The organism is Gluconacetobacter johannae (genome assembly GCF_014174305.1).
GTDB classification, from domain to species: Bacteria; Pseudomonadota; Alphaproteobacteria; order Acetobacterales; family Acetobacteraceae; genus Gluconacetobacter; species Gluconacetobacter johannae.
In genome coordinates, this window is sequence record NZ_JABEQH010000007.1 from 65,191 (window position 1) to 89,453 (window position 24,263).

General features: G+C 70.8%; 25 protein-coding genes and 1 tRNA gene. 15 read left to right on the top strand and 11 right to left on the bottom strand.

From position 1 onward, the window contains the following. Nucleotides 1-40: 40 nt before the first annotated feature. The 4 genes from infC to HLH21_RS06405 all read right to left on the bottom strand — a co-directional run bounded on the left by infC (nt 41) and on the right by HLH21_RS06405 (nt 4,771). Nucleotides 41-562 (bottom strand): translation initiation factor IF-3, encoded by a 522-nt coding sequence (gene infC / locus HLH21_RS06390; protein WP_182942478.1) that lies wholly within the window; start codon nt 560-562, stop codon nt 41-43. Nucleotides 563-772: 210 nt separating this feature from the next. Further along, entirely contained in the window at nt 773-2,704 is a 1,932-nt protein-coding gene (gene thrS, locus HLH21_RS06395) for a threonine--tRNA ligase (RefSeq protein WP_182942479.1), read from the bottom strand. Nucleotides 2,705-2,766: 62 nt separating this feature from the next. Continuing rightward, the gene (locus tag HLH21_RS06400; RefSeq protein WP_182942481.1) at nt 2,767-3,669 is read right to left on the bottom strand and encodes a glycosyltransferase family 9 protein; all 903 of its coding nucleotides are present in this window, start codon (nt 3,667-3,669) and stop codon (nt 2,767-2,769) included. 328 nt (nt 3,670-3,997) lie between these two features. Then, nucleotides 3,998-4,771 carry a tetratricopeptide repeat protein gene (locus HLH21_RS06405; protein WP_220789703.1) on the bottom strand — a complete coding sequence of 258 codons (774 nt, stop codon included), beginning with the start codon at nt 4,769-4,771 and terminating at the stop codon, nt 3,998-4,000. Nucleotides 4,772-4,870: 99 nt separating this feature from the next. On the opposite strand from HLH21_RS06405, the gene HLH21_RS06410 reads away from it, so the two are divergent. The 12 genes from HLH21_RS06410 (at nt 4,871) to HLH21_RS06465 (ending at nt 13,131) form a co-directional block, all read left to right on the top strand. After that, entirely contained in the window at nt 4,871-6,097 is a 1,227-nt protein-coding gene (locus tag HLH21_RS06410) for a glycosyltransferase family 4 protein (protein ID WP_182942485.1), read from the top strand. Next, the gene (locus HLH21_RS06415; RefSeq protein ID WP_182942487.1) at nt 6,087-6,314 is read left to right on the top strand and encodes a hypothetical protein; all 228 of its coding nucleotides are present in this window, start codon (nt 6,087-6,089) and stop codon (nt 6,312-6,314) included. Before HLH21_RS06410 ends, HLH21_RS06415 begins: the two co-directional genes overlap by 11 nt. A gap of 68 nt (nt 6,315-6,382) precedes the next feature. Beyond that, a complete protein-coding gene (locus HLH21_RS06420) occupies nt 6,383-6,583 on the top strand; it encodes a hypothetical protein (protein WP_182942688.1) in 201 nt (66 codons plus the stop codon). 85 nt (nt 6,584-6,668) lie between these two features. Next, nucleotides 6,669-7,223 (top strand): dCTP deaminase, encoded by a 555-nt coding sequence (gene dcd, locus HLH21_RS06425; RefSeq protein WP_182942489.1) that lies wholly within the window; start codon nt 6,669-6,671, stop codon nt 7,221-7,223. Nucleotides 7,224-7,233: 10 nt separating this feature from the next. After that, nucleotides 7,234-8,496, top strand: coding sequence for a UDP-N-acetylglucosamine 1-carboxyvinyltransferase (gene murA, locus HLH21_RS06430; RefSeq protein WP_182942491.1), 1,263 nt, complete (start codon nt 7,234-7,236; stop codon nt 8,494-8,496). 106 nt (nt 8,497-8,602) lie between these two features. Continuing rightward, nucleotides 8,603-9,298, top strand: a complete 696-nt coding sequence (hisG, locus tag HLH21_RS06435; protein ID WP_182942493.1) for an ATP phosphoribosyltransferase — start codon at nt 8,603-8,605, stop codon at nt 9,296-9,298. After that, on the top strand, nt 9,295-10,608 hold the full coding sequence (gene hisD, locus HLH21_RS06440) for a histidinol dehydrogenase (protein WP_182942495.1): 1,314 nt from the start codon (nt 9,295-9,297) through the stop codon (nt 10,606-10,608). The genes hisG and hisD overlap by 4 nt, the downstream gene beginning before the upstream one ends. Before the next feature lie 143 nt (nt 10,609-10,751). Continuing rightward, the gene (gene infA, locus HLH21_RS06445; protein ID WP_003622234.1) at nt 10,752-10,970 is read left to right on the top strand and encodes a translation initiation factor IF-1; all 219 of its coding nucleotides are present in this window, start codon (nt 10,752-10,754) and stop codon (nt 10,968-10,970) included. 13 nt (nt 10,971-10,983) lie between these two features. Next, on the top strand, nt 10,984-11,628 hold the full coding sequence (locus HLH21_RS06450; RefSeq protein ID WP_182942497.1) for a Maf family protein: 645 nt from the start codon (nt 10,984-10,986) through the stop codon (nt 11,626-11,628). Further along, on the top strand, nt 11,625-12,776 hold the full coding sequence (locus tag HLH21_RS06455; protein WP_182942499.1) for a ribonuclease E/G: 1,152 nt from the start codon (nt 11,625-11,627) through the stop codon (nt 12,774-12,776). The genes HLH21_RS06450 and HLH21_RS06455 overlap by 4 nt, the downstream gene beginning before the upstream one ends. Next, nucleotides 12,773-12,997, top strand: a complete 225-nt coding sequence (locus HLH21_RS06460; protein WP_182942501.1) for a DNA gyrase inhibitor YacG — start codon at nt 12,773-12,775, stop codon at nt 12,995-12,997. The genes HLH21_RS06455 and HLH21_RS06460 overlap by 4 nt, the downstream gene beginning before the upstream one ends. Nucleotides 12,998-13,055: 58 nt before the next feature. Then, nucleotides 13,056-13,131 (top strand) — tRNA-Phe (locus tag HLH21_RS06465). 125 nt (nt 13,132-13,256) lie between these two features. Here HLH21_RS06465 and HLH21_RS06470 read toward each other — a convergent pair. The 5 genes from HLH21_RS06470 to HLH21_RS06490 all read right to left on the bottom strand — a co-directional run bounded on the left by HLH21_RS06470 (nt 13,257) and on the right by HLH21_RS06490 (nt 16,499). After that, entirely contained in the window at nt 13,257-13,472 is a 216-nt protein-coding gene (locus HLH21_RS06470; RefSeq protein ID WP_182942503.1) for a hypothetical protein, read from the bottom strand. Then, complete coding sequence (locus tag HLH21_RS06475; protein ID WP_246379327.1) at nt 13,465-14,568, bottom strand: hypothetical protein; 1,104 nt, start codon at nt 14,566-14,568, stop codon at nt 13,465-13,467. Before HLH21_RS06475 ends, HLH21_RS06470 begins: the two co-directional genes overlap by 8 nt. Before the next feature lie 279 nt (nt 14,569-14,847). Then, entirely contained in the window at nt 14,848-15,069 is a 222-nt protein-coding gene (locus HLH21_RS06480) for a hypothetical protein (RefSeq protein ID WP_182942690.1), read from the bottom strand. Between the two features lie 69 nt (nt 15,070-15,138). Continuing rightward, entirely contained in the window at nt 15,139-15,738 is a 600-nt protein-coding gene (locus HLH21_RS06485; protein WP_182942505.1) for a hypothetical protein, read from the bottom strand. Nucleotides 15,739-15,950: 212 nt separating this feature from the next. After that, the gene (locus tag HLH21_RS06490) at nt 15,951-16,499 is read right to left on the bottom strand and encodes a ferritin-like domain-containing protein (RefSeq protein ID WP_182942668.1); all 549 of its coding nucleotides are present in this window, start codon (nt 16,497-16,499) and stop codon (nt 15,951-15,953) included. Nucleotides 16,500-16,948: 449 nt separating this feature from the next. Here HLH21_RS06490 and HLH21_RS06495 point away from each other — a divergent pair, with 449 nt between their 5' ends. Beyond that, the gene (locus HLH21_RS06495; RefSeq protein ID WP_264811832.1) at nt 16,949-17,458 is read left to right on the top strand and encodes a hypothetical protein; all 510 of its coding nucleotides are present in this window, start codon (nt 16,949-16,951) and stop codon (nt 17,456-17,458) included. A gap of 52 nt (nt 17,459-17,510) precedes the next feature. On the opposite strand, the gene HLH21_RS06500 is transcribed toward HLH21_RS06495, so the two are convergent. Further along, complete coding sequence (locus HLH21_RS06500) at nt 17,511-18,077, bottom strand: cytochrome b (protein WP_182942507.1); 567 nt, start codon at nt 18,075-18,077, stop codon at nt 17,511-17,513. Nucleotides 18,078-18,238: 161 nt separating this feature from the next. Between HLH21_RS06500 and HLH21_RS06505 the strand changes: the two genes are divergently transcribed. Then, nucleotides 18,239-19,705, top strand: a complete 1,467-nt coding sequence (locus HLH21_RS06505) for an amidohydrolase family protein (protein ID WP_182942509.1) — start codon at nt 18,239-18,241, stop codon at nt 19,703-19,705. 41 nt (nt 19,706-19,746) lie between these two features. On the opposite strand, the gene HLH21_RS06510 is transcribed toward HLH21_RS06505, so the two are convergent. Beyond that, nucleotides 19,747-20,448 carry a GntR family transcriptional regulator gene (locus HLH21_RS06510; protein ID WP_182942511.1) on the bottom strand — a complete coding sequence of 234 codons (702 nt, stop codon included), beginning with the start codon at nt 20,446-20,448 and terminating at the stop codon, nt 19,747-19,749. 122 nt (nt 20,449-20,570) lie between these two features. Between HLH21_RS06510 and putA the strand changes: the two genes are divergently transcribed. Next, nucleotides 20,571-24,257 (top strand): bifunctional proline dehydrogenase/L-glutamate gamma-semialdehyde dehydrogenase PutA, encoded by a 3,687-nt coding sequence (gene putA / locus HLH21_RS06515; protein ID WP_182942513.1) that lies wholly within the window; start codon nt 20,571-20,573, stop codon nt 24,255-24,257. Nucleotides 24,258-24,263: the final 6 nt, after the last annotated feature.

The following is a 24,263-nucleotide window of genomic DNA, read 5'->3' on the forward strand; positions in this document are numbered from 1 at the left end:
GTCCGGGCCTTTTCTGATCTTCGGTTCCTCGGATCCCGGTTCAGCGGGGCGAGAGGACCATAATCATCTGGCGGTTTTCCAGCTTCGGCATCTGCTCGACCTTCGCCTGTTCGTCCATTTCCGAACGAATCCGCTCCAGCACCTTGATGCCCAGGTCCTGATGCGCCATCTCGCGGCCGCGGAAACGCAGGGTCACCTTGACCTTGTCGCCTTCCCCGATGAACGACTTCATGGCGCGCATCTTCACCTGATAGTCGTTTTCATCGATGTTGGGGCGGACCTTGACCTCCTTGATCTCGATGACCTTCTGCTTCTTGCGGGCCTCGTTGCGCTTCTTCTGCTGCTCGTACTTGAACTTGCCGTAATCCAGGATCTTGGCGACCGGCGGTTCGGCGTTCGGACTGATTTCCAGCAGGTCGAGACCCACGGCATAGGCACGCATCAGCGCGTCGCGCGTGGGCATGACACCCAGCATCTCGCCGTCCGCGTCGATCAGACGCACCTGCGGGACGCGGATTTCCTCGTTGACGCGTGGGCCCTCGCGGTTAGGCGGAGTGGGCATCGGAGGTCTGGCTATGGTCGGCTCCTGTCTTCATTTCGGTACGGAGGACACGCCGCCCTGGACCTGCACCCAGGGGCCAGGCGAGCGGGTTGGCGTGAAAAACCTCCGGTTAGGCCGCTATGTGGCGCAATCTGGCCACTCAGATCAAGTATTCTCGGCGCATGGAGGACGAAGCCAGCCATGCGCCGCAAGCAGACGCCGCCTGAAAGGTCAGCGCGTACGGCGCAAGTCGGGCGGCAGGGCCTCGTCCGCCAGCGCCCGCGCCGCGTCGTCCAGCGACACGACCTCCTGCGCCGCGCCGCCCAGCCGGCGGATGGCGACGGTACCCTGCTCGGCCTCCTTGCGGCCCACGACCAGGATCACGGGCACGCGCGCCAGGCTGTGCTCGCGGATCTTGGCGTTGATCTTCTCGTTGCGGGTGTCGGTCTCGACCACCAGTCCCGCCGCCTTCAACGTGTCGGCCACCTGCTGGGCATAGGGGGCGGCATCGGTGACGATCGAGGCCACCACCACCTGCACCGGGGCCAGCCACAGCGGGAAACGGCCGGCATGCTGTTCGATCAGGATGCCCAGGAAGCGCTCGAACGAGCCCAGGATCGCGCGATGCAGCATCACCGGGCGGTGGCGGGCGCTGTCCTCGCCGATATAGGATGCATCCAGCCGTTCCGGCAGCACGTAATCGACCTGCAGCGTGCCGCACTGCCAGTCGCGGCCGATGGCGTCGCGCAGCACGAATTCCAGCTTCGGCCCGTAGAACGCGCCCTCGCCGGGATTATGCTCGTACGAAACCCCCGCCAGGCGGCAGGCCTCGATCAGCGCGCCCTCGGCCCGGTCCCAGGTCTCATCGGTACCCGCGCGCTGGTCGGGCCGGTCGGCGAACTTCACCCGGAAGCTCTCGAACCCCAGGTCGGCATAGACGTCGGCCAGCATGCGTACGAATCGCGCGGTCTCGGCCGCGATCTGGTCCTCGGTGCAGAAGATGTGCGCGTCGTCCTGGGTGAACGAGCGCACGCGCATGATCCCGTGCAGCGCGCCCGACGGTTCATAGCGATGGCAGGCGCCGAATTCCGCCATCCGCAGCGGCAGTTCGCGGTACGAACGCAGGCCGTGGCGGAAGATCTGCACATGGCACGGGCAGTTCATCGGCTTGAGGGCGAGGGTCTTGTCCTCGTCCTCGACGGTCGCGACGAACATGTGCTCGCGATATTTGTCCCAGTGGCCCGAGGCCTCCCACAGCGCGCGATCGACCAGCTGGGGGGTGCGGACCTCCTCGTACCCGCCGCGCGTCTGCGCCCGGCGCATGTAGTCCTGCAACACCGTATAGAGGCGCCAGCCCTTGGCGTGCCAGAAGATCGACCCCACGGCCTCCTCCTGGATGTGGAACAGATCCATCTCGCGCCCGATGCGGCGATGGTCGCGGCGCTCGGCTTCCTCAAGCTGGTGCAGGTGGGCGTCCAGTTCCTTCTGGTCGCGCCACGCGGTGCCGTAGATGCGCGTCAGCATCGGGTTGCGGTGGTCGCCGCGCCAGTATGCCCCGGCCACCTTCATCAGCTTGAAGGCATTGCCCACGTCGGCCGTGCCGCGCAGATGCGGCCCCCGGCACAGGTCCAGCCATTCGCCCTGGCGGTAGATCGAGATCTGCTCGTCCTCGGGCAGGTCGCGGATCAGCTCGGCCTTGAAGCGTTCGCCCCGGTCCTCGAAGAAACGGATCGCCGCGTCACGCGGCCAGACCTCGCGCGCGAAGGCGGCGTTCGCGGCCACGATCTCGCGCATGCGGGCCTCGATCGCCGGGAAATCCTCGGGCGTGAAGGGCTCGTTGCGGTAGAAATCGTAATAGAAGCCGTTTTCGATCGACGGGCCGATCGTCACCTGCGTGCCGGGCCACAGCGACTGCACCGCCTCGGCCAGCACATGGGCGGCGTCGTGGCGGATCATCTCCAGCGCCGCTTCGTCCTTGCGGGTGACGAAGCGCACCGACGCATCGTCCGAAATCTCGCGCGACAGATCGACCAGCCGGCCGTCGATTTCCATCGCCAGGGCGGCGCGGGCCAGTCCGGGGCCGATGGCCTCCGCCACCGTAGTGCCCGTCACCGGACCGTCAAAGCGGCGAACGGATCCGTCAGGCAGGGTGATGGCAGGCATGGATGGATGCTCCGGGCAAAAAGAACAGGCGGAAAAAACAGGGAAACGTCGCTGTAATGGCCTCAGCCGAGCGACGCCGCAACCCTCTCGACGCTCAGGGTGGCCAGATCGTCCACGCGGATGACCCGCACCTGCCCCGGCACGTGGCCCAGCGGGGCGGTCAACGACGGGTCGCTGTCGCGCGAAAACAGGACCGTCGCCGGGCAGCCCATGGCCGCGGCCAGATGCATCGGCCCGGTGTCGTTGCCCACCGCCAGCCGCGCCCGCGCGGCCAGGCCCGCCAGCTCGGCCAGGCTGGTCCGTCCGGTCAGGTCGCGGGCCTCGGGACAGGCGGCCAGGATCACGGCCGCCAGCGGGGCCTCGGCCTGCGTGCCGACCACCACCGGCGTCACGCCCGCATCCCGCAGGCGGCGGGCCAGCCCCCCGAACCGTTCGGCGGGCCAGCGTTTCGCCGGGCGATGCGGGGCAGCCCCCGGCACCAGCAGGGCGTAGGGATCAGGCAGCACCGGTCCGCCCGTCGCCAGCCATGACAAATCGGCGTCCGGGACGTCGGCAATGCCGGCGCGGCGCAGCTGGTCGCGCTGGCGCGCGCGGGTGTGCATGTAATTGCGCTGCGGATTGTCGTGCGGCCGGGACGCGCCCGCCGCGATGCCCGACCAGGCGGGACGCCCCGCCAGGCGGAAATAGCGCGACGACCGGCCGGAGGTCTGCAGGTCATAGACCATGTCGTGGCCCGACAGCACCCGCCGCAGCGCCACGAGTGCCGCCAGGTTCCACCACGGCGGCCGCGCGTCCACCACCACGCGGTCGAACCACGGCGCGGCGCGCATCAGCCCGGCGAACGGCGCGGTCGTCAGCAGCGTCACCTCGGCGGTGGGATGATGGGCGCGGATTGCGGCGAAAGGGGCGAAAGCCTGGACCAGATCGCCCAGCGCACCCAGCTTAATCACGAGAATACGCGTCATGCGTCCTCGTTAATCCAGAACCCCCCGCAAGAAAACAGCGGGGCCGCATGAAGGAACGGAAACCCGGATAAACCGGCGTCGCCCCCGGAACGGAGCGCTGACGCGCCGCGATCGGGGGCAACGCCGGAGAAAAGAGGAGACAGCAGACGCGCCGCCCATCTTCATGGAGGTTTCCGTTTCTTCTTGCTTCTTCTTGTTCTTCTATCTTCTTGGAGGTGATGGCCCACCCCATGACATGATCTGTAGCACATGCCGGGGCCCTGTCCATGTTACACGGTCACATATGACGCGAACGTGACCCCTGCGCCCCAAGCATACCTCGAATGCATCACGGCGCGTCGGGGTCGGCCTCCAGCACCGCCAGGTCCTGCCGCGCCATGTCGGCCTGCCGGGAATCCGGGGCAAGGGCCTTCACCTGCTCCCAGTCGCTGCGCGCGCCCGTCAGGTCGCCCTGCCGCTGCCGCACGATGCCCCGTTCCAGCAGGGCCGCGACGTCCTGCGGCGCACGGCCCACGGCCGCGTCGATATCCGCCCGCGCCAGGTCGATCCGCCCCAGCCTCCGGTAGGCCGACGCCCGGACCACCAGGGCCTGGGCCAGCATGTCGGCGCGCGCCGGCAGCGGCGACAGGTCGGCGACCGCCTGCGCGGCATGGCCGCTTTCCACCCCCGCCCGCGCCCGGACCATCCGCAGGCCCGGATCGTCCGGACGCAGGGTCAGGCCGTATCCGGCGCTGTCGAACGCCCGCGCGGGGTCGCCGTCCTCCTGCCAGGCGCGCGCCGCCTCGCCCGCGATGTCGGCGCGCGCCGCCGGGTCGCCGGGGGCGTGCGCCAGACTGTCCAGTTCGATCGCCGCGTCACGCGGATCGCCCAGGGCGACCAGCGCCAGCGCCCCGCAGCGCGCGGCCTGGGCGCCGCCGCCCCGCGCCCGCCACGCGGTGGCGTAGTCGCGCGCGCCATCGGGGTCGTCGGGCAGCCGCGCAAGGCATGCGGCCAGGTCCGGCGCGCGGGCCCGGCCGTCCCCGGGCGCCGCCGCGACGAACCACCCGGCCAGCAGCGCCGGGGCCGACCCATGCCGCACGGCCCGGAGAAAGGAGGATGTCATGCCACGCATTGGGACCCGTGGCGGGAGGGCGGTCAAGGCCGCGCCTTCCCTTCCGGCAGGACGATGCGTTTCCGGTCCGTTCATGCTAAGGCAGCCCGCATGGAGTCGCCGCATCGTCCCGTCATTCTTCAGGTCCTGCCCGCGCTGGATGCCGGCGGCATCGAACAGGGCACCATCGAGATGGCCGACGCCATCGTCCGGGCCGGCGGCGCCGCCCTGGTGGCCAGCGCCCATGGCCGGCTGGTGCCGCGCCTGCGCCATGTCGGCGCGACGCACCTGCCACTCGACCTGCGGTCCAAGAACCCACTGACGATCCTGGCCAACGCGCGGCGGCTGGCGCGCCTGATCGCCGAGCACGGGGTGACGCTGGTCCATGCCCGCTCACGCGCGCCCGGCTGGTCGGCGGCGCTGGCCTGCCGGCGCACCGGCGTCCCGCTGGTGACCACCTGGCATGGCGTGTATCGCGAGAACGTGCCGGGCAAGCGCCGGTACAACGCCGTCATGGCGTCGGGCCGCCGGGTCATCGCCATCAGCGCCTTCATCGCCCGGCGGCTGGCGCGCGATTACGGGGTCGGCCCCGACCGCCTGCGGCTGATCCCGCGCGGCGCGGACACCGCGTGGTTCGATCCCGATGCGGTCCAGGGCCCGCGCATGCAGGCCCTGGCCGAGCAATGGGGCCTGCCGGACGACGCGGCGATCATCATGCTGCCCGGACGGATCACCCCCTGGAAGGGCCAGGCCCTGCTGCTGGACGCCCTGGCGCGCATGGAGGCCGCCGGCGGATGCGGCCGCGCGTGGGCCTGCGTCTTCGTCGGGCCGGCCCGCGCGCGCGACCGCCACGGCCAGGCCCTGCTGCGCGCCGTCGCGGCGCACCCGGCGCTGCACGGGCGGGTGCATTTCGCCGGCCATTGCGCCGACATGCCGGCGGCCTTCGCGCTGGCCGACATCGTCGTCGTGCCGTCCCTGCACCCCGAACCGTTCGGCCGCGTGGTGGTCGAGGCCCAGGCCATGGCCCGCCCGGTGATCGTCGCCGCCCACGGCGCGGCGATGGAAACCGTGACGGACGGCGAAACCGGCCTGACCGTCCCGCCGGGCGACGCCCACGCCCTGGCCCTGGCGATCCGCCGCATCCTGTGCATGCCCCCGCAGGACAGCGCGGCCCTGGGCCAGGCGGCGCGCGCCAACGTCCTGGCGCACTACACCACCGCCGCCATGCAGCAGGCCACGCTGGCGGTCTATGACGAAGTGCTGGGCTCCACCCTGGCCTGGCACTTCGCCGCCACGGCCGACCTCCCCGACACGACAGGTCCCGACCATGCAGAATGATCCCTTCCGCTCTCCCCGCCCCGCTCCCCGCGTGGTGTCCTGGACACAAAGCATCGCGCTGTTCTGCTTCGGCGCCAGCATCCTGCTGGAAATCGGCCAGGCCCAGTGGCGCTGGCCGGTCATCGGGCGAGGCTGGCCCATCCTGGGGCTGGACGTCGCGGGGGCCGTGCTGATGGCGACGTCGCTGGGCCTGCTCTGGGCGGCCCGTCGCCGATAGAACGAAGGTCGGGCGCCTCCGGAACCCCTTCTCGCCCGGCACAGCCTGCTGCTAGACTGTCACGCACCATGACCCGCCCTCCCACACCGCCCTCCGCGACCGCCGCCGAACGGGCCGAGGCCGCGCGGCAGGAACGCCATGCCCGCGCGGCGGCGGCCCTGCGCGAGAATCTGCGTCGGCGCAAGCAGCAGTCGCGCGCCCGCGCCGACGCGGACCCGGCCGGAAAAGACGGCGCGACCGGCAAGCCGGGCGACGACGCAAACGCGTGATTGCGGTTCGCCTCGCCCTTCGCTAGTGGTCGGGCTGGCACAGGGGGAGGATCGTTTCCCTCCACGCGACGGAGGCCGAAGACACATGCCCATCATGCCCGACACCTGGATTCGCACCATGGCCCGCGAGGCCGGGATGATCGAACCCTTCGTGGAGCATCAGACGCGCGAGGGCGTGATTTCCTACGGCCTGTCCTCCTACGGCTACGACGCGCGCGTGGCGTCGGAATTCAAGATCTTCACCGACGTCGACAACGCCATCGTCGACCCCAAGAATTTCGCGGCCAACAGCTTCGTCACGCGCGAAGGGCCGGTCTGCATCATCCCGCCCAACAGCTTCGCGCTGGCGCACACGGTGGAATATTTCCGCATCCCGCGCGACACGCTGGTGGTCTGCCTGGGCAAATCGACCTACGCGCGCTGCGGCATCATCGTGAACGTCACCCCGCTGGAACCGGAATGGGAAGGCCAGGTGACGATCGAAATCAGCAACACCACCCCCCTGCCGGCGCGGATCTACGCCAACGAAGGCATCTGCCAGTTCCTGTTCTTCCAGGGCGCCTCGCCCTGCGAGGTCAGCTATGCCGACCGGGCGGGAAAATACATGGGGCAGCGCGGCGTCGCCACGCCCCGGATGTAGGAGCCGGCGCATGGACCGTTTCATCATTCGCGGCGGGCAGCGGCTGCGGGGCGACATCGTCATCGGCGGCGCGAAGAACGCGGCGCTCAAGCTGCTGGTCGCGGGCCTGCTGACGTCCGAACGGCTGGTGCTGCACAACGTGCCGCGCATCGCCGACATCGCCACGATGCGCCGGCTGCTGGAACAGCACGGCCTGACGGTCGAGGACGTGGACGGCACCGGGGGCACGCTCGCGGTCGGCGGCGCCATCACCAACACCGAGGCCCCGTACGACATCGTATCGCGGATGCGCGCCTCGATCCTGGTGCTGGGCCCCCTGCTGGCCCGCTGTGGCGAGGCCCGGGTGTCGCTGCCCGGCGGCTGCGCCATCGGCACCCGCCCGGTAGACATGCACCTCAAGGGGCTGGAGGCGCTGGGCGCCGAGATCACGCTGGAAAACGGCTATATCAACGCCCGCGCCCCGCGCGGCCTGGTGGGCGATCGCATCGTCCTGCCGTTCGCGTCGGTGGGGGCCACGGAAAACCTGCTGATGGCCGCCTGCCTGGCGCGCGGCCGGACCGAGATCATCAACGCGGCGCGCGAGCCCGAGATCGGCGACCTGGTCGCCTGTCTCAACGGCATGGGCGCGCGCATCACCGGCACGGGCGGCGGCACGCTGACCATCGACGGCGTCGAAGCCCTGCACGGCGCGACGCACCACGTCATGCCCGACCGCATCGAATGCGGCACCTATGCCTGCGCGGCCGGCATCACTGGCGGCGAACTGCGCCTGGTCGGCGGCCGGCTGGAGCATCTGGGCGCGGTCGTCCGCACGCTCGAGGAAGCGGGCGTCGAGGTCCTGCAGGAAGACGACGCCCTGCGCGTCCGCCGCACCGGCGCGCTGCGCGGCGTGGACATCATGACCGAACCCTATCCCGGCTTCCCCACCGACATGCAGGCGCAGTTCATGGCCCTGCTGTCGGTCGCCGAAGGGGCCTCGATGGTCACCGAGACGATCTTCGAGAACCGCTTCATGCATGTCCCGGAACTCAACCGGATGGGTGCGCGCATCAACGTCCACGGGTCGTCGGCCATCATCCGAGGCGTCCACGCCCTGTCGGGCGCGCCGGTCATGGCGACCGACCTGCGGGCGTCGTTCTCGCTGATCCTGGCGGGCCTGGCGGCGCACGGCGAAACCATCCTCAGCCGCGTCTATCATCTGGACCGGGGATATGAGGCGGTGGAACAGAAACTGGCCCGCTGCGGGGCGCAGATCGAACGCGTGCGGGACTGAGACCGTCAAAGGGTATAGCCCGGCCTCCCCTGCCCCGCGTCACATACCCTTCCTGCGACAGGGCAGAATGTGATAAGGCGCAGCGCGCTTTGTACCTGGAGAACGCATGACCGCCCCGACCCCGGACACGCCGCTGGTTCTCGCCCTGCCCAAGGGGCGTATCCTGAAGGCCGCGGCCCCCCTGCTGGCCGGGGCCGGTATCACCCCCGCCGCCGACTGCCTGGACGAGGGCAGCCGCCGCCTGCGCTTTCCCACCGACGACCCGATGCTGGACGTCGTGCGCGTCCGCTCGTTCGATGTCGCGACCTTCGTCGCGTTCGGCGGCGCGCAACTGGGCATCTGCGGCGCGGACGTGCTGATGGAATTCGACTATCCCGAGATCTACGCCCCGCTGGACCTGCGGATCGGTGCCTGCCGGGTCTCGGTCGCCCGCCCGGTCGGGCATGGGGCGGCCGACATCCCCGCCCACTGGTCGCGGGTGCGGGTCGCCACGAAATATCCCGCGCTGACCCGCCGCCATTTCGCCGCACGCGGCATCAACGCCGACATCGTGCATCTGCATGGCGCGATGGAACTGGCCCCGGTGCTGGACCTGTCGCAGTTGATCGTCGATCTGGTGGATACCGGATCGACCCTGCGCGCCAACGGGCTGGAGGAGACCGAGACGATCGCCAGCGTCACCAGCCGGCTGATCGTCAACCGCACGGCGCTGAAGACCCAGCCGGAACGGATCGGCGCGCTGATCGCCCGCTTCCGCCATGCGCTGTCCGCCACCCCCGAGCACGAGGCCGCGACGGCATGAAGCGCCTGGACACCACCCAGCCCGATTTCCGGGCCGCGTTCACCCGCCTGCTGGCCGACCGCGAGGGCGACACCGCCCGCGTCGACACCCTGGTGGCCGAGATCCTGGCCGACGTGCGCGCCCGGGGCGACGAGGCCCTGTGCGCCTACACCGCGCGGTTCGACCGGATGACGGTGACGCCGGACGGCCTGCGCGTCACCGAAGCCGAGATCGAAGCCGCCTGCGCCGCGGTCCCCGCCCCCCTGCTGGCGGCGCTGGACCTGGCCGCCGAGCGGATCGAGGCCTTCCACCGCGCCCAGATGCCGTCCGACCTGCGCTATGTCGATGCGGACGGCGTCAGCCTGGGCATGCGCTGGACGGCGCTGGATGCCGTGGGGCTGTATGTGCCGGGCGGCACGGCGGCCTATCCGTCATCGGTGCTGATGAACGCGCTGCCCGCCCGGGTCGCCGGAGTCGAGCGGCTGGCGATGTGCGTGCCCACGCCCGACGGCGTGCTGAACCCGCTGGTGCTGGCGGCAGCCCGCCGCGCCGGCGTCAGCGAAATCTACCGTATCGGCGGCGCGCAGGCCGTCGGCGCCATGGCCTACGGCACCGCGACCATCCGCCCGGTCGATCGCGTGGTCGGCCCCGGCAACGCCTATGTCGCCGAGGCCAAGCGCCAGGTGTTCGGCCGGGTGGGCATCGACAGCATCGCCGGCCCGTCCGAGGTCGTGGTCGTGGCCGACGGCGGCAACGACCCGCGCATCGTGGCGCTGGACCTGCTGGCGCAGGCCGAGCATGACGCCCTGGCGCAATCCATCCTGATTACGACCGACCCCGACCTGGCCGAGCGTGTGGCGGCGGCGGTGGCGACCGAGCTACGCACCCTGCCCCGCGCCGCCATCGCCGGGGCAAGCTGGTCGGGCCACGGCGCCATCGTCACCGTCCGCGACGAGGACGAGGCCGCCGCCCTGATCGACGAGATCGCGCCGGAACATCTGGAACTGCTGCTGGCCGACCCCGAACCCCTGTTCGCCAAGGTGCGGCATGCCGGGGCGGTGTTCCTGGGCCGCTATTGCGCCGAGGCCATCGGCGATTATGTCGGCGGCCCGAACCATGTCCTGCCGACCAGCCGCACGGCGCGATTCGCCTCCGGCCTGTCGGTGTTCGACTTCCTCAAGCGCACGACCTTCATCGGCGCGGGGCCGGACGCGCTGCGCCGGATCGGGCCGGCCGCCGTCGCCCTGGCCCGCGCCGAAGGGCTGGACGCGCATGCGCTGAGCGTGTCGGCGCGGCTGGACGCGCTGGGCCCGGATTCGGACAGAACTTGACCGCGACGCCTACAATCCGCACATATCCGCCTGCAATCCATTTCCAGGGCCACCGGGCATCCCCCAAAAGGGGACGCTCCGGCGGTTTCGCCCGCCCATGACCGCCGAACGGACGACGGCCAACAAGATGATCGAAGGACACGATGTCTAAGGAAGACATGATCGAATTCAGCGGCACGGTGACCGAGCTGCTTCCCAACGCCATGTTCCGCGTCAAGCTGGACAACGAACACATGATCCTGGCGCACACCAGCGGCAAAATGCGCAAGAACCGCATCCGCGTGCTGGCCGGCGACCGGGTGAATGTCGAAATGACGCCCTACGATCTGAGCAAGGGTCGCATCACCTTCCGCTTCAAGTAAGGCCGCGCGCCCCGTGACCGGACAGCCCCCCGGGTCGGCCGCCCGCCCGGATGCCGAGGGGCCGGGGCCCGGCCTCGTCCTTGCCTCCGCCTCGCCCCGCCGGCGCGACCTGCTGGCGCAGATCGGCCTCGTGCCCCGGCATGTCATCGCCGCCGACATCGACGAACGCCCCGGCCCGGCCGAACTGCCGCGCCCGTATGCCCTGCGGCTGGCGCGCGACAAGGCGGCGGCGGTTGCCGCCGGCCTGGCGGAGCCCGCCCTGGTGCTGGGCGCCGATACCGTGGTCGCGGTCGGCCGGCGCATCCTGCCCAAGGCCGGCGATCGCGACACCGCGCGGCGCTGCCTGACCCTGCTGTCGGGGCGGCGCCATACGGTGCTGACCGCCGTCGTCCTGCGTCCCACCACCGCCTGGGCCGACGGCCGCCCGGCCGAACGGCTGGTCGAAAGCACGGTGACCTTCTCGCGCCTGACGGCGCGGCAGATCGACGCGCTGCTGGATGCCGGCGACTGGGACGGCAAGGCCGGCGGCTATGCCATCCAGGGCCACGCCGCCGCCTTCATCCGCTTCCTGTCCGGCAGCCATTCCAACGTGGTCGGCCTGCCGCTGTTCGAGGTCGCGCAGATGCTGCGCGGCCAGAAAGGGGACTGGATCCGGTGACCGTCCGGATCCGGGCCGCCAGCGCACCGGGCGAAATCCGCATCGCCGTCACCGACGACGCCCGCATGGATGACACCGAAGGCGCGGGCCTGATCGAGTACGCGCTGTGGCGGCCGGGGGCGCCGGACGGCATCGGCGATGTGCATCGCGGCCGCGTCGCCGCCCGCATGCCGGCCATGGGCGGGGCGTTCGTCGATCTGGCCGACGGCGCCAGCGGCTTCCTGCCCGATTCCGCCGGGGCCGCCGGCCTGACCGAGGGCGACGCCACCCTGGTCCGCGTCACCCGCAGCGCCCAGGGCGGCAAGGGCGCGCGCCTGGCCGCCTGCCCTGCCGACACCGTTCCCGCACCCGACCGCACCGGCCCCCCGGCCCTGCTGGCGCGCGGCCCCTCCCCGCTGGAGGTGTTGGCGGCCGCCTGGCCCGACGCGCCGATCCTGATCGACGACGCATCGGTCGGCGCGCGCCTCCCGCCCGCGCTGCGCGAGCGCGTGGAGCGCGTGCCCAATGCCTTCGACCCGGAGACCGAGGCCGCGTCCGACGCCCTCGACGATCCGGCCGTCGCCCTGCCGGGCGGGTTGCGCGCCACCATCACGCCCACCCCGGCGCTGGTGGCGATCGACATGGACGGCGGCGCGGCCAGCGCCGACCGCCGCGCCAAGCAGACCGCGCAATTCGCCGCCAACCGCGACGCGCTGCCGGCGTTGCTGCATCAGATCCGCCTGCGTAACCTGTCGGGCGCCATCGTGCTGGACGTCGCCGGGCTGGCCATCCGCAAGCGCCAGGCCCTGCGCCCGGTCTTCGAGGAATCGCTGGCGCGCGACCCACTGCGCCCGCGCTTCCTGGGCTTCACGGCGCTGGGCCTGGCCGAGATCCTGCGGCCGCGCATCCGCCCGCCGCTGCACGAACTGGTGTCGGGCCCGCACGGCCAGGCGCTGCGCGCCCTGCGCCACTGGGTCCGCGCCACGCACGGCACGCCGGGCACCGCCGCCCCGCTGCGGGTCGGCACCGATATCGCCCGCGCGCTGGACCGCGACCCCGGCGCCGTGGCCGATGCCGCGCGCCTGTCGGGCCATGTGCCGACCCGGCAGTTCGACCCCTCCCTGCCGCCCCTGGGCTGGAGCCTGTCGGGGCCGGAGAACCGACCATGACCGACCCCACCACGCCGCCGTCCACATCCCTCCCTCCGTGCCCGACCTGCGGCCGCCCGGCCGTGGCGGCGTTCCGCCCGTTCTGCTCGAAACGCTGCGCCGACGTCGATCTGGGCCGCTGGTTTTCGGAACAGTACCGCGTCCCGGTCCGGGACGAAGACACACAAATCTTCGAGGAAAACGACCCGAGACGGGTTGATCCCGACGATGAGGTGGGATAGATCACACCCCCAACGGCGGCCCGCCCAGGCGGACCGCCCGCGCCGGAGACGGCCCGGTGCCCAAGTAGCTCAGTTGGTAGAGCATGCGACTGAAAATCGCAGTGTCGGTGGTTCGAATCCGCCCTTGGGCACCATTTCCACAAGAAATATCCATATAAAAATACCCCTCTGGCCAGCTTGTCAGCATCGTCCGGGCACACCGGAGAGCGCCGGATCAACGCCTGGACCTGACGGGGGCCACCCGGACGCGCCGTCACGCTCAGCCGGGGCGCGTGGCCGAACCGGTAGCGCCGTTCACAATCCCGCCGGGCACCAGATAGAGGCGGCGATAGGCGTCGTCGACATGCGGATGTTCGGCCCGCCAGGCGGCGGCCAGATCGACCAGGCCGCACAGCAGGCCGAATGCCGCCAGGCCCAGCAGCCGGCGCCGGCCCGCGCGTCGCGCGACGGCCCCCGGTTCCCGCGCGTCAGACAAGGAACCGTCTTCCATGCAGCCAACTGTCCGCGAACACGACATCCAGCCCCAGGCATAGCACCACCACCCAGGGCCGCCAGCGTCGCGGCAGCCGGCAGGCCAGGATCGCGATCAGCATGTTGGCGAACGGGTTGGCCAGGACGTAGCGATGGATGGAGACCAGGCCCGTGCTGCTGGCCAGCAGGAACGTCACCAGCAGGATGCTGCTTTCCATGACCCAGCGGATGCGGAATCCCCACCAGATCAGCGCGATTTCCCCAATGGCGGCGATGGCGAGGTCCAGCGTCCTGCGATGGGTGAACCCCTCGTAGATCCATACCACCGGCGTCAGGAAGCGATGTCCCCACGCCACCTGCACATGCCCGAAGGCCAGCCCGTCGCCCACCAGCCGGTCCAGGAAGAAGATGAACAGGGCCAGCCCGACCGCGCCGGCCAGGACCAGGACTGCCCCCTCGACCCACCGGGTCAGGCGATCCGGCGGCGTCCGTTCCGTCGGCCCGGCCAGCCGGGGGGCGAACATGTGGAACAGGGCGATCGTGACAATGCAGAACAGGCCCGTCGGACGTGTCAGGCACAGGCCGGCGGCCAGCAGGGCGGCCGCCATCGTCCATCCCCGCGCCATCGCCATGGTGGTGGACAGCAGCAGCACGCCATACAGGCTTTCGGTATAGGGCAGCCTGTACCAGAACCCGGTGGGCAGGATCACGAACAGCACAACGCGGAACAGCCCGTCGGCGCCGCTCTCGTCCTTCTGCCGCATATAGGCGGCGGCCAGCAGGGCCAGGACGGGAAACAGCGCCACATTGATGGCGAAGCCCGCGCCATCGGCCCCCATGCCGGTCGCCGCCATCACCGCGCGGACCAGCAACGGATAAAGCGGAAAGAACGCCCAGGACGCCTGGCCGAAATCCGCCGGATTCGTCACCGGATGGGGCGCGTAGCCGCCCACGGCGATGCGTTCGTACCAGGCGCAATCCCAATGGCATACCGCGTGGGGAAGCCCTCCCAGCGGCCAGGCCTGCACGGCCAGCAGCACCAGCAGCGACAGATGCAGCAGGGCGACGCAACCCGCCGTCCGGGCCATGCTGCCGGGCATCGGGGTCGGGACCCGATCAACGGCGCCCGCGGTCACAAGCTGCACCCGCTCACGCGAAGCTCCCTATCGTGAAACGGCCCCCGGCCGCGCCTCCGGCGGCCGGCCCCCCACCTCCTCAGAGCCTGTTTGAAAATGTGGGCTGGCGAGCGAGAGCGGAACGCAGTGAAGCGCCCGGCGTGTGTTTTCGCGCACCGAAGCGGAGCGGCCTTGTCGGCCGTGAGCATCGGAGCACAGAAAACGCGCGTCGGATCGCCGCCAGCCCACATTTTCAAACAGGCTCTAATAGCCATGGCCCTCGAAGCCATAGCTGCCGCGGGCGTATCCGACATTGCCGTAGCCGTCACCCCGGAATTTGCGTGTCCCGCGATCGCCGTAATCCGGCCCACAGGCCGCCAGAAGCAGCACCGCGGCCAGCGGCAGCAGCATCAGCATCCGCCGTGGTCCGCGTGCCGTTACCGGCGCCGCGCCCTTGGCCCTATCCGTATCCGTGCCCATCACCATGCCCCTATCGTCCGGAGTCGGGGTACCCCCAGGCGTGGCAGGCCGCAAGACCGCGCGTGGCGGCCCCGATCACGAACCGCGCATCTCTGTCCGGAACGTCGGGCTTCGCCCGGCACGCGGCCACAGGACATGGGTCATTCCCATGTCCAGCTCATGCCAGCGCGCCATGGCGCCCAGGCATCCCGCACCGACAATGTGCGGGCGCGGCGCGGGGGCCGTCACGGGCGGGGCCTCGCGCCGCCTGGGCAGCCAGTGCCCGGCGACGGCCAGGCAGGCGCCCAGCAACGTGACCGCGGCGGCAAAGCGCGACTGGACGTAGCGATGAGGAAACACGGGCCGCAATGCCCCGCGCACGCCGGCGTCATCCTCGTTCTGGGCGGCGGCGATGGCCTCGAGGAACCGCCCTTCGGTCCGGCTGACGGCCTGCTGCCCCGTCATGCCGACATCGAGACCGCCGATGCCCGTGTCGGCCATGCGGGCGACCCCTTTGCGAAAAGCGCGCGCGACGCCGTCGAATTCCCGCCGCAAGCCAGGCACATACAGCCCGCGCGCGTCGGCCGGGCCGTGCGGACAGGCCGGCGCCTGCCGCCCGGCGAGACGACGGACCGTCCAGACCGCCAGCTTCTCGCTACAGGAAAAATCGTTGAGGAAAAGCACTGCCTGGGTCATGGGCACTCCTGACCGGCGATTCCACCGCTCTGTTGCTGTCACCTCACCCTAATTGCGATCGACTCGCACTTTCAATACGAAAATAATCACCCCACCGTTATCGTCGGATGCCCCCACGCCATGCGCGTGATCTTCCCCATCGCATCAAAAAAGGGCGGATCGTCTTCACGATCCGCCCCTGGCGCGAAATATGCCGATTCGGCCGGTGCGGCCTAGCTATTGCTGCCGAAGGCCGGCCGGGTGGATTCGAACAGGAACCAGGTGCGGCGTTCGGTTTCGTCGATCCAGTTTTCCAGCAGGCTGGCCGTGGCGATGTCGCCGCCCTCGTCGCACACGCCATGCACCTGGCGCATCCGCGCCGTCAGCGCCAGATTGTCCTCGCGCAGTTCGGACAGCATGTCCTCCGGCGTCACATACAGCGCGTCATTGTCGGCCACCTTGGTCAGGCGGGCGATTTCACCCACCGAATGCAGGGTCGTGCCGCCGATCTTGCGCGCCCGTTCGGCCAGCGGATCGGTCATCGCGAAGATCTGCTCGCCCTGCTCGTCCAGCAGCAGATGGTAATCGCGGAAATGCCGGCCGCTCATGTGCCAGTGGAAATTCTTCGTTTTGATATACAGCGCGAAGACATCCGCCAGGACCGCGCGAAGCCCGGCCGAAATCTCGTGCACCGCCGTCTGCTTCAGGTCCGTCGGCGTCCCCAGATGCGACCGCACCTCTGCCTCGCCTGCGGCACTCGCATTCGCTTTCGTGGTCATGATGAACCTCCTGAATACCATCCGTTCGATCCACGGACAGTCCTATTGACGGATCAGGACTGGGCACCATGCCCTGCGGCCCGGCCATGATCCATCTCAACATCACCCCGCATGACGCTGTCCCGCAAGGGGTGACAGGGCCGGCATCCCTCCCTTTTTTGACATTGCAATTGAGAGTCGATCGCAATATGAAGAAGGAACCCACAGGCCGCGACAGATAGCCGAGCGTCGATTTCCCAACCCGTCCCGTGGCCCCTTCAGGCGGCATCGGAAGGATTCCGGCCCTCCGATGCCGCCGCCTTCTTTCGATCCACCCGGGACGTTGCCCCAGGAGGTTACCGACGATGACTGAGACAATCGGCTGCGACGTCCCCTGGCACCTTGCCCATTCGCGGCCCGCCGATCTGCTTGATTAACGCGCTGGCCTTCCATCTGGTGAAGATGTCCCGGTGGTGGGGGTTCGATTTTGCCCGCGCGGCCTGACGGGTGTACGCAATCCGCTGTTTCTGGGTTACGTGAAGGCGCACGCCGCCCGCGTGCCCGAGGATGAATCGTTCTTCGATCTGTTCACCCTGCAGCGTCACATGCATGCCAACGATGCCGGCCATATCCTGGTCCTGGGCCGGGATGGCGCGGCGCCCCGCACCCGGCCGGCGGTCCAGCTCTATGCCGAAGCCTGTGCACAGCTTTCGGTCTGCCAGTCGTCGTTCGGACGGTCGGAATTCGAGACCATCGTGAACGACCTGGTCTTCAAGATCGCAAGAACCGCCTTCGCGCGCGCCATGAGCATCGCCGACATGATCGCGGAAGGCGGGATGGCCGACATGAGCCTGCATGTCGCCGACACCATCAGGCAGCGCGCCCGCACCTTCGTCGCCACCTGCGTCGATCCCTGCCGGCAGCCCGAACTGGATACCCTGCTGGACCGGACGACGGCCTGTCGGCCTCGCCGCTGTTCATGACGATGTGTCGCGGCTTCGGATCGCCGGTAGAGGCCGGTAGATTACGCGGCTTTCAGCCCCACATGCGGCGCAGAACGCCGTCCCGCAGCACCAGGGCGTGATAGAGCGCCGCCAGCCCGTGGCCGGTGGCCAGCACGATGATGCCCCAGGCCAGCCAGCTATGCGCCTGGCCCAGCAGATGATGCGTCGCATGGTCGAACGGGCCGAAAGGCGAGTTGATGGGGACGCCGAACGCCACCACCGGCCGCCCGCCCGACCAGCGCGCCAGATACCCCAGCGCCAGTTCCACCCCGATCATGACATAAAGCAGCCCGTGCACGGCATGCGTCACCCGGTCGGCCGCCGCGCCCGCCGAGGCGAAGCGGATGGCCCGCCCACCGGTGACCCGCCACGCCACCCGCGCCACGAACACCGCCGCCAGCAGCACGCCCAACGACAGATGCGCCGACACCAGCGGCGCGCGATCGGCACGCGGCAGGCGGATCCAGATCTCGCCCAGCGCGAACTGCGCCACGATCAGCAGCGCGGTGGCCCAATGCAGCCAGCGGGTCTCGCGGCTGTAGTGGACAGGGGGGGCGACCCGCCCCCCGTCGATGTCGATCACGCCCGCGCCGTCCATGTCCCGCCCCTTCGCTCTGCTGCCTTCGCCGATACGCCAGCGGACCGGACGAATGCAAGAGTCGCCGCAGGAAACAGGGCACGGGGCTTCTGGAACGCGCGCCCGGCAGCTAGGAAAGATGCGGACGCATCGCGCGGGCAGCCAGGGGGGAAGCGGATCGGATGAACGGGATCGGATGGGCAGGCGGTCTGGGGTTTCTGGCGCTGCTGGCGGTCACGGGCGGCGGCGCGCGGGCGGCGGGCTGCACCATGACGGCCGGCGGCCCGGAAACGGTGATCGAGGCCGTCATCCTGACCGACACCGCCGATCCGCGCCCGGGGCGGGTGGTCGTGGATGCACGGGGAATGATCGCCTGCGTCGGCGCGACCTGCCAGGCGCGGATGGCGCATCCGCGCGTGATCCGCTGTCCGGCGGACAGCCTGTCGCCGGGGCTCATCAACCCGCACGACCATATCGCCTATACCGGTGACGCCCCCCGGCCCGACACCGGCGAACGTTTCGTCCACCGGCATGACTGGCGCAAGGGGCTGGAGGGGCACGCGATGCGCGACCCCGCGCCGGATCACGACCCGGAGGTCATCGCCTGGGGCGAACTGCGTTTCCTCATCAGTGGAATCACCGCCATGGTCGGCGGCGACATGGCGCCCGGCCTGGTCCGCAACATGGATTTCGGCACGGGCCTGGACGGGCTGCCGATGCGGCCGGTGACCTATCGCATCTTCCCGCTGGACGACGCGTCGGGGGTCATGCGGACCCGGGATTGCAATTACGGCCCCCACCCCGCCGACCCGGCGGACGTGGCCTCAAGCACCGCCTTCCTGGCCCATGTCGCCGAGGGAACGGGCGACGCCGCGCGCAACGAGTTCCGGTGCCTGAGTTCCACGACCTACGACCGCGTGCCGCAGCCGGGCGGCGGCGGGGTCAGCCAGGACCTGATGCAACCGAACATGACGATCCTGCACGGCGTGGGGCTGACGACGGCGAACCTGGAGACGGTGCGCCGGCAGGGCGGGGCCATCGTCTGGTCGCCCCGCAGCAACCTGTCGCTCTACGGCCGGACCCTGGATGTGATGACGGCGCGGCGCATGGGCATTCCCCTGGCGCTGGGCACCGACTGGCTGCCGTCCGGATCAATGAACATGAGCCGCGAATTCGCCTGCGCCATGCGGTACAACCGGCGGCACCTGGGCGCGGCGCTGAGCGCGCGCGACCTGTGGCGCATGGCCACCGGCGGCGGCGCGCGGGCGGTCCATGCCGAAACGATGCTGGGGGCGATCGCGCCGGGGCATGTCGCGGACCTGGCGCTGTTCCGCCCGGCGGGGGACGACCCGTTCGACGCCGTGGTGCGCGGCCGCCCGGCGGCCATCGACATGGTGATGCGCGGCGGGCGCATCCTGTATGGCGACGCGGCGCTGGTCGCGGGGCTGGACCTGCCGGGATGCGAGGCGCTGGACGTGACCGGGCAGCGCAAGGCCCTGTGCATCCGCACCGATCAGCCCTTCGCCTTCGCGATGTTGCGCGCGGACATGGCCCGCAAACGGCTCTATCCGGTGGTCGCCGACGGGACACCGCCGGACGAACCGCCCTGCGACACGCTGGACGACACGGCAGCCCGGACCCGTCCGTAGCCACCGGCCAGGGCGGCGTTACCGCATCGGCCCCCGCGCCATCAGCCTTCCCCCGCGCGACGACGGTGCAGCACGTCCACCGAAATCGTGGCGGCATCCAGGATGTGCTGGCGGGTCAGGCGGGCGACGGCGTCGGCGTCGCGGCGGCGGCAGGCGTCCAGCAGGGCCAGATGTTCGGTGTCCGTCACCTGCTTGCGGCCGGCGATTTCCAGATGGCCGCGAATATAGCGATCGACCCGGCGATGCAGGGCCTCGATCATCTCCAGCAGACGGGGGCGGCCGGCCGCCGCGTAGATCGCGCCATGGAAGGCCCAGTTCAGCGGCCCGGAGCGCGCCATGCCGTCCGGGGCGTCGCTGGTGCCGGCGACGAAGGCGTCGTACGCGTCCTCGATGCGGGCCAGGTCAAGGCGCGTCATGCGCGCGACCGCCTGGGCGGCGGCCCGTTCTTCCAGCATCGCGCGGATCTCGGAAAATTCGATGATGTCGGCCTCGGACAGGCCCGTCACCATCGCGCCGCGATTCGCCTGGAAGGCGACCAGCCCTTCGGCCTCCAACTGCTTCAGCGCCTCGCGCACCGGGATGGTGCTGACGCCGAAGCCGCCGGCCAGTTCGGACTGTGGCAGGGCCTGCCCCTCGGTCAGCAGCCCGTCCAGGATCGCATCGCGCAGCGCATTGCCCACCGCCTCGGACGCGATGCCGCGCGGTTCGGCGCCCGCGCGTGTGTAGATGCTCGCCGGCAGCATGGCTGTCCCCCTCGGTTCGCCGTTGGCACGGATCATATACGCTCTTGTGAATCGTATATGATATGATAGGGGATCGGTCCAGAGCGACTTCCTTTCCCCCATGGCCAGCGGACCCCAAGACCATGACCCCCACCTCGCCGACCGCCGCCGTTCCCACATCGGCCCTGGCCGCCGCCCTGCCCGCGCGCGACGGCCGGCGCGCGCGGATCGCCGCCGCCCTGCGCCGGGCCGAGCCCGCCTGCATCGCGGCCCTGATCGACGACGCCACCCTGTCGCCGGCGCAGGAGGCCCAGGCCGACGCCACCGCCCGCCGGCTGACCCAGGCGCTACGCACCGGGCGGCGCCCCGGCGGGGTCGAGGCGCTGGTGCAGGAATTTTCCCTGTCGTCGCGCGAGGGCGTGGCGCTGATGTGCCTGGCCGAGGCGCTGCTACGCATCCCCGACATGGCGACGCGCGACGCGCTGATCCGCGACCGCATCGGCACCGGCGACTGGCTGGCGCATGTCGGCCGGGGGCGGCCCCTGTTCGTCAATGCCGCCGCCTGGGGGCTGGTCGTCACCGGCCGGCTGGTCGGGCCGGAACGCCAGCACGGGCTGGGCGGGGCGCTGCTGCGGCTGGTCGCGCGCGGGGGCGAACCGCTGATCCGCCGGGCGGTGGACGTGGCCATGCGTATGATGGGCGAGCAGTTCGTCTGCGGCGAGACCATCGAAAGCGCGCTGGCGGCCAGCCGCGCCCGCCACGACAAGGGCTTCCGCTATTCCTTCGACATGCTGGGCGAGGCCGCGCTGACCGAGGCCGACGCCGTGCGCTATTTCCGCGACTACGAGACCGCGCTGCACGCCATCGGCCAGGCGGCGCGCGACGGGCGCGACGTCTATGATCGCAACGGCCTGTCGATCAAGCTGTCGGCCCTGCATCCGCGCTACGCCCGCGCCCAGCGCGAACGGGTGATCGAGGAACTGCTGCCGCTGCTGGCGCGCCTGGCGCGGCTGGCGCGGCGGTACGACATCGGCCTGAACATCGACGCCGAGGAAAGCGAGCGGCTGGACCTGTCGCTGGACCTGCTGGAAGGGCTGTGCCTGCACCCCGACCTGGCGGGCTGGAACGGCATCGGCTTCGTCGTGCAGGCTTACGGCAAGCGCGCGCCCGCGGTGCTGGACTGGATCATCGACCTGGGCCGGCGCAGCGGCCATCGCATCATGGTGCGGCTGGTCAAGGGCGCCTATTGGGACAGCGAGATCCAGAAGGCGCAGGTCGACGGCATGGAAGACTTCCCGGTCTTCACCCGCAAATGCCACACCGACATCAGCTACGTCGCCTGCGCGCGCCTGCTGCTGGGTGCGCCCGATGCGGTGTTCCCGCAGTTCGCCACCCACAACGCCCGCACCCTGGCCAGCATCCACGCGCTGGCCGGCCCGGACTTCACCCACGGGCAATATGAATTCCAGTGCCTGCACGGCATGGGCGAGGGGCTGTACGACGCCGTGGTGGGGCCGCGCAACATGGACCGGCCCTGCCGGATCTATGCCCCCGTGGGCTCGCACGAGACGCTGCTGGCCTATCTGGTGCGGCGCCTGCTGGAAAACGGGGCCAATTCGTCCTTCGTCAACCAGATCGGCGACGACTCCGTGCCCGTCGAGACCCTGGTCGCCGACCCGGTACGCACCGCGCGGGCGCTGGCCGCCACCGACGGCGTCGTGCTGGGCGCGCCGCATCCCGCAATCGCCCTGCCCCGCGCGCTGTTCGGAGGCGAACGGCGCAATTCCGCCGGGCTGGACCTGGCCGACGAGCCCAGCCTGCACGCCCTGGCCCAGGGCATGGACGACGGCCCCGGCACCTGGCAGGCCGCGCCGATGCTGGCCGATGGCGCGCCGTCGGACGCCCCGATGCGCGACGTGCCCAACCCGGCGCGACCCGACGACCGCCCCGGCGCCGTGCGCTTCGCAACCCCCGACGACGCCGCGCGCGCCGTGGGCCTGGCGGCCGACGCCATGACCACCGACACCCTGGCCGGCTGGTCCGCCCGCCCGCCCGCCGACCGCGCCGCCTGCCTGGACCGCGCGGCCGCGCTGCTGGAGGCCCGACAGGCGGAACTGATCGGGCTGATCGTGCGCGAGGCCGGGAAATCCTATCCCAACGCGGTGGCCGAGATCCGCGAGGCGGTCGATTTCCTGCGCTATTACGCCGCCACCATCCGCCGCGATTTCGACAATGCCACGCATGTTCCGCTGGGGCCGGTGGTGTGCATCAGCCCGTGGAACTTCCCGCTGGCGATCTTCCTGGGCCAGGTGTCCGCGGCCCTGGCCGCCGGCAATGTGGTGCTGGCCAAGCCCGCCGAGGAAACGCCGCTGGTCGCCGCCTGCGCGGTACGCATCCTGCACGAGGCCGGGGTGCCGCTGGGCGCTCTGCAATTCCTGCCGGGCGCGGGCGACGTGGGGGCGGCGCTGGTGGCCGACCGGCGCATCGGCGCGGTCATGTTCACCGGCTCGACCGAGGTGGCGCGCCTCATCGCGCGGCAGCTTGCCGGGCGCATCGGCGCGGGTGGGCAACCGGTGCCGCTGGTGGCGGAAACCGGCGGGCAGAACGCGATGATCGTCGATTCCTCGGCGCTGGCGGAACAGGTGGTGGCCGATGTCATCGCCTCGGCCTTCGACAGCGCGGGGCAGCGCTGTTCGGCCCTTCGCATCCTGTGCGTGCAGGACGATTGCGCCGAGCATGTGCTGGCGATGCTGCGCGGCGCGATGGCCGAACTGCGGGTCGGCGACCCGGCGCAACTCCGCACCGACATCGGCCCGGTCATCACCGCCGAGGCCCGCGACGGCATCGCCGCCCACATCGCGCGGATGCGCGCGAACGGCGCCCGCGTGTGGGCGCCGGCCACGCCGCACGCGGTGCCCGGCGGCCATTTCCTGCCGCCCACCCTGGTCGAGATCGACAGCATCGCCGAAATCGGGCGCGAGGTGTTCGGCCCGGTGCTGCATGTGCTGCGCTGGCGGCGGCCGGATCTGGACGCGCTGATCGACGCGATCGACGCCACCGGATACGGCCTGACCTTCGGCCTGCACACCCGCATCGCCGAAACGGTGGACCATGTGACCGGCCGCATCGCGGCGGGCAATTTGTATGTCAACCGCAACACCATCGGCGCGGTGGTGGGCGTGCAGCCCTTCGGCGGGCGGGGCCTGTCGGGCACCGGGCCGAAGGCCGGCGGGCCGCTGACCCTGCGGCGGCTGCTGGCAGCCTGCCCGGCTTTCATCCCGCCCGCCCCGGCCGCCCTGCCCGAGGCCGCGCGGGAATGGCAGGCCTGGTCGGCAGGCAGCGGCCTGCCCGACGGCGTGACCGGCCCGGCCCTGCACGGGCTGTCCGTCGCGCTGCCGGGGCCGGTGGGCGAGACCAATATCTGGTCGCTGGCCCCGCGCGGTACGGTGCTGTGCCTGGCGCGGAGCGTGGACGGGGCGCGGCGGGCCACCGGCATGGCGCTGGCGGCGGGCAACGACGTGGCGCTGCTGGCCGACGATGCGGCGGCGGGCTGGGTCGCCGACCTGCCCCCCGCCCTGCGCGCACGGGTCCGCCGCGTCGCCGGCGCGGCGCAGGCGGTGGCAGCCCGCCCGGCGGTGGTGCTGGCCGAAGGCGACGCGCCCGAACTGGACGCCGTGCTGGCGGCGCTGGGCGAAGGCGATGGGCCCGTGGTGCCGGCGCATGTGCTGACCGCGACCGGCCCCCTGCCGGAATGGCTGCTGGAGGAACGGCTGGTCAGCACCAACACCACCGCCGCCGGGGGCAATGCGTCGCTGATGGCGATCGGCTGATCGCCG

What these genes read in the sequence shown, in the direction of transcription:
- thrS (WP_182942479.1), bottom strand. Translation starts at nt 2,704, where the DNA reads ATGCCTGCCATCACCCTGCCTGACGGATCCGTTCGCCGCTTTGACGGT.
- HLH21_RS06420 (WP_182942688.1), top strand. Translation starts at nt 6,383, where the DNA reads ATGACCCGCCCTCCCACACCGCCCTCCGCGACCGCCGCCGAACGGGCC.
- infC (WP_182942478.1), bottom strand. Translation starts at nt 562, where the DNA reads ATGCCCACTCCGCCTAACCGCGAGGGCCCACGCGTCAACGAGGAAATC.
- HLH21_RS06485 (WP_182942505.1), bottom strand. Translation starts at nt 15,738, where the DNA reads ATGACCCAGGCAGTGCTTTTCCTCAACGATTTTTCCTGTAGCGAGAAG.
- HLH21_RS06400 (WP_182942481.1), bottom strand. Translation starts at nt 3,669, where the DNA reads ATGACGCGTATTCTCGTGATTAAGCTGGGTGCGCTGGGCGATCTGGTC.
- HLH21_RS06410 (WP_182942485.1), top strand. Translation starts at nt 4,871, where the DNA reads ATGGAGTCGCCGCATCGTCCCGTCATTCTTCAGGTCCTGCCCGCGCTG.
- infA (WP_003622234.1), top strand. Translation starts at nt 10,752, where the DNA reads ATGTCTAAGGAAGACATGATCGAATTCAGCGGCACGGTGACCGAGCTG.
- dcd (WP_182942489.1), top strand. Translation starts at nt 6,669, where the DNA reads ATGCCCATCATGCCCGACACCTGGATTCGCACCATGGCCCGCGAGGCC.
- HLH21_RS06500 (WP_182942507.1), bottom strand. Translation starts at nt 18,077, where the DNA reads ATGGACGGCGCGGGCGTGATCGACATCGACGGGGGGCGGGTCGCCCCC.
- HLH21_RS06505 (WP_182942509.1), top strand. Translation starts at nt 18,239, where the DNA reads ATGAACGGGATCGGATGGGCAGGCGGTCTGGGGTTTCTGGCGCTGCTG.
- HLH21_RS06480 (WP_182942690.1), bottom strand. Translation starts at nt 15,069, where the DNA reads ATGGTGATGGGCACGGATACGGATAGGGCCAAGGGCGCGGCGCCGGTA.
- HLH21_RS06460 (WP_182942501.1), top strand. Translation starts at nt 12,773, where the DNA reads ATGACCGACCCCACCACGCCGCCGTCCACATCCCTCCCTCCGTGCCCG.
- HLH21_RS06405 (WP_220789703.1), bottom strand. Translation starts at nt 4,771, where the DNA reads ATGACATCCTCCTTTCTCCGGGCCGTGCGGCATGGGTCGGCCCCGGCG.
- HLH21_RS06510 (WP_182942511.1), bottom strand. Translation starts at nt 20,448, where the DNA reads ATGCTGCCGGCGAGCATCTACACACGCGCGGGCGCCGAACCGCGCGGC.
- putA (WP_182942513.1), top strand. Translation starts at nt 20,571, where the DNA reads ATGACCCCCACCTCGCCGACCGCCGCCGTTCCCACATCGGCCCTGGCC.
- HLH21_RS06475 (WP_246379327.1), bottom strand. Translation starts at nt 14,568, where the DNA reads ATGCCCGGCAGCATGGCCCGGACGGCGGGTTGCGTCGCCCTGCTGCAT.
- murA (WP_182942491.1), top strand. Translation starts at nt 7,234, where the DNA reads ATGGACCGTTTCATCATTCGCGGCGGGCAGCGGCTGCGGGGCGACATC.
- hisG (WP_182942493.1), top strand. Translation starts at nt 8,603, where the DNA reads ATGACCGCCCCGACCCCGGACACGCCGCTGGTTCTCGCCCTGCCCAAG.
- hisD (WP_182942495.1), top strand. Translation starts at nt 9,295, where the DNA reads ATGAAGCGCCTGGACACCACCCAGCCCGATTTCCGGGCCGCGTTCACC.
- HLH21_RS06415 (WP_182942487.1), top strand. Translation starts at nt 6,087, where the DNA reads ATGCAGAATGATCCCTTCCGCTCTCCCCGCCCCGCTCCCCGCGTGGTG.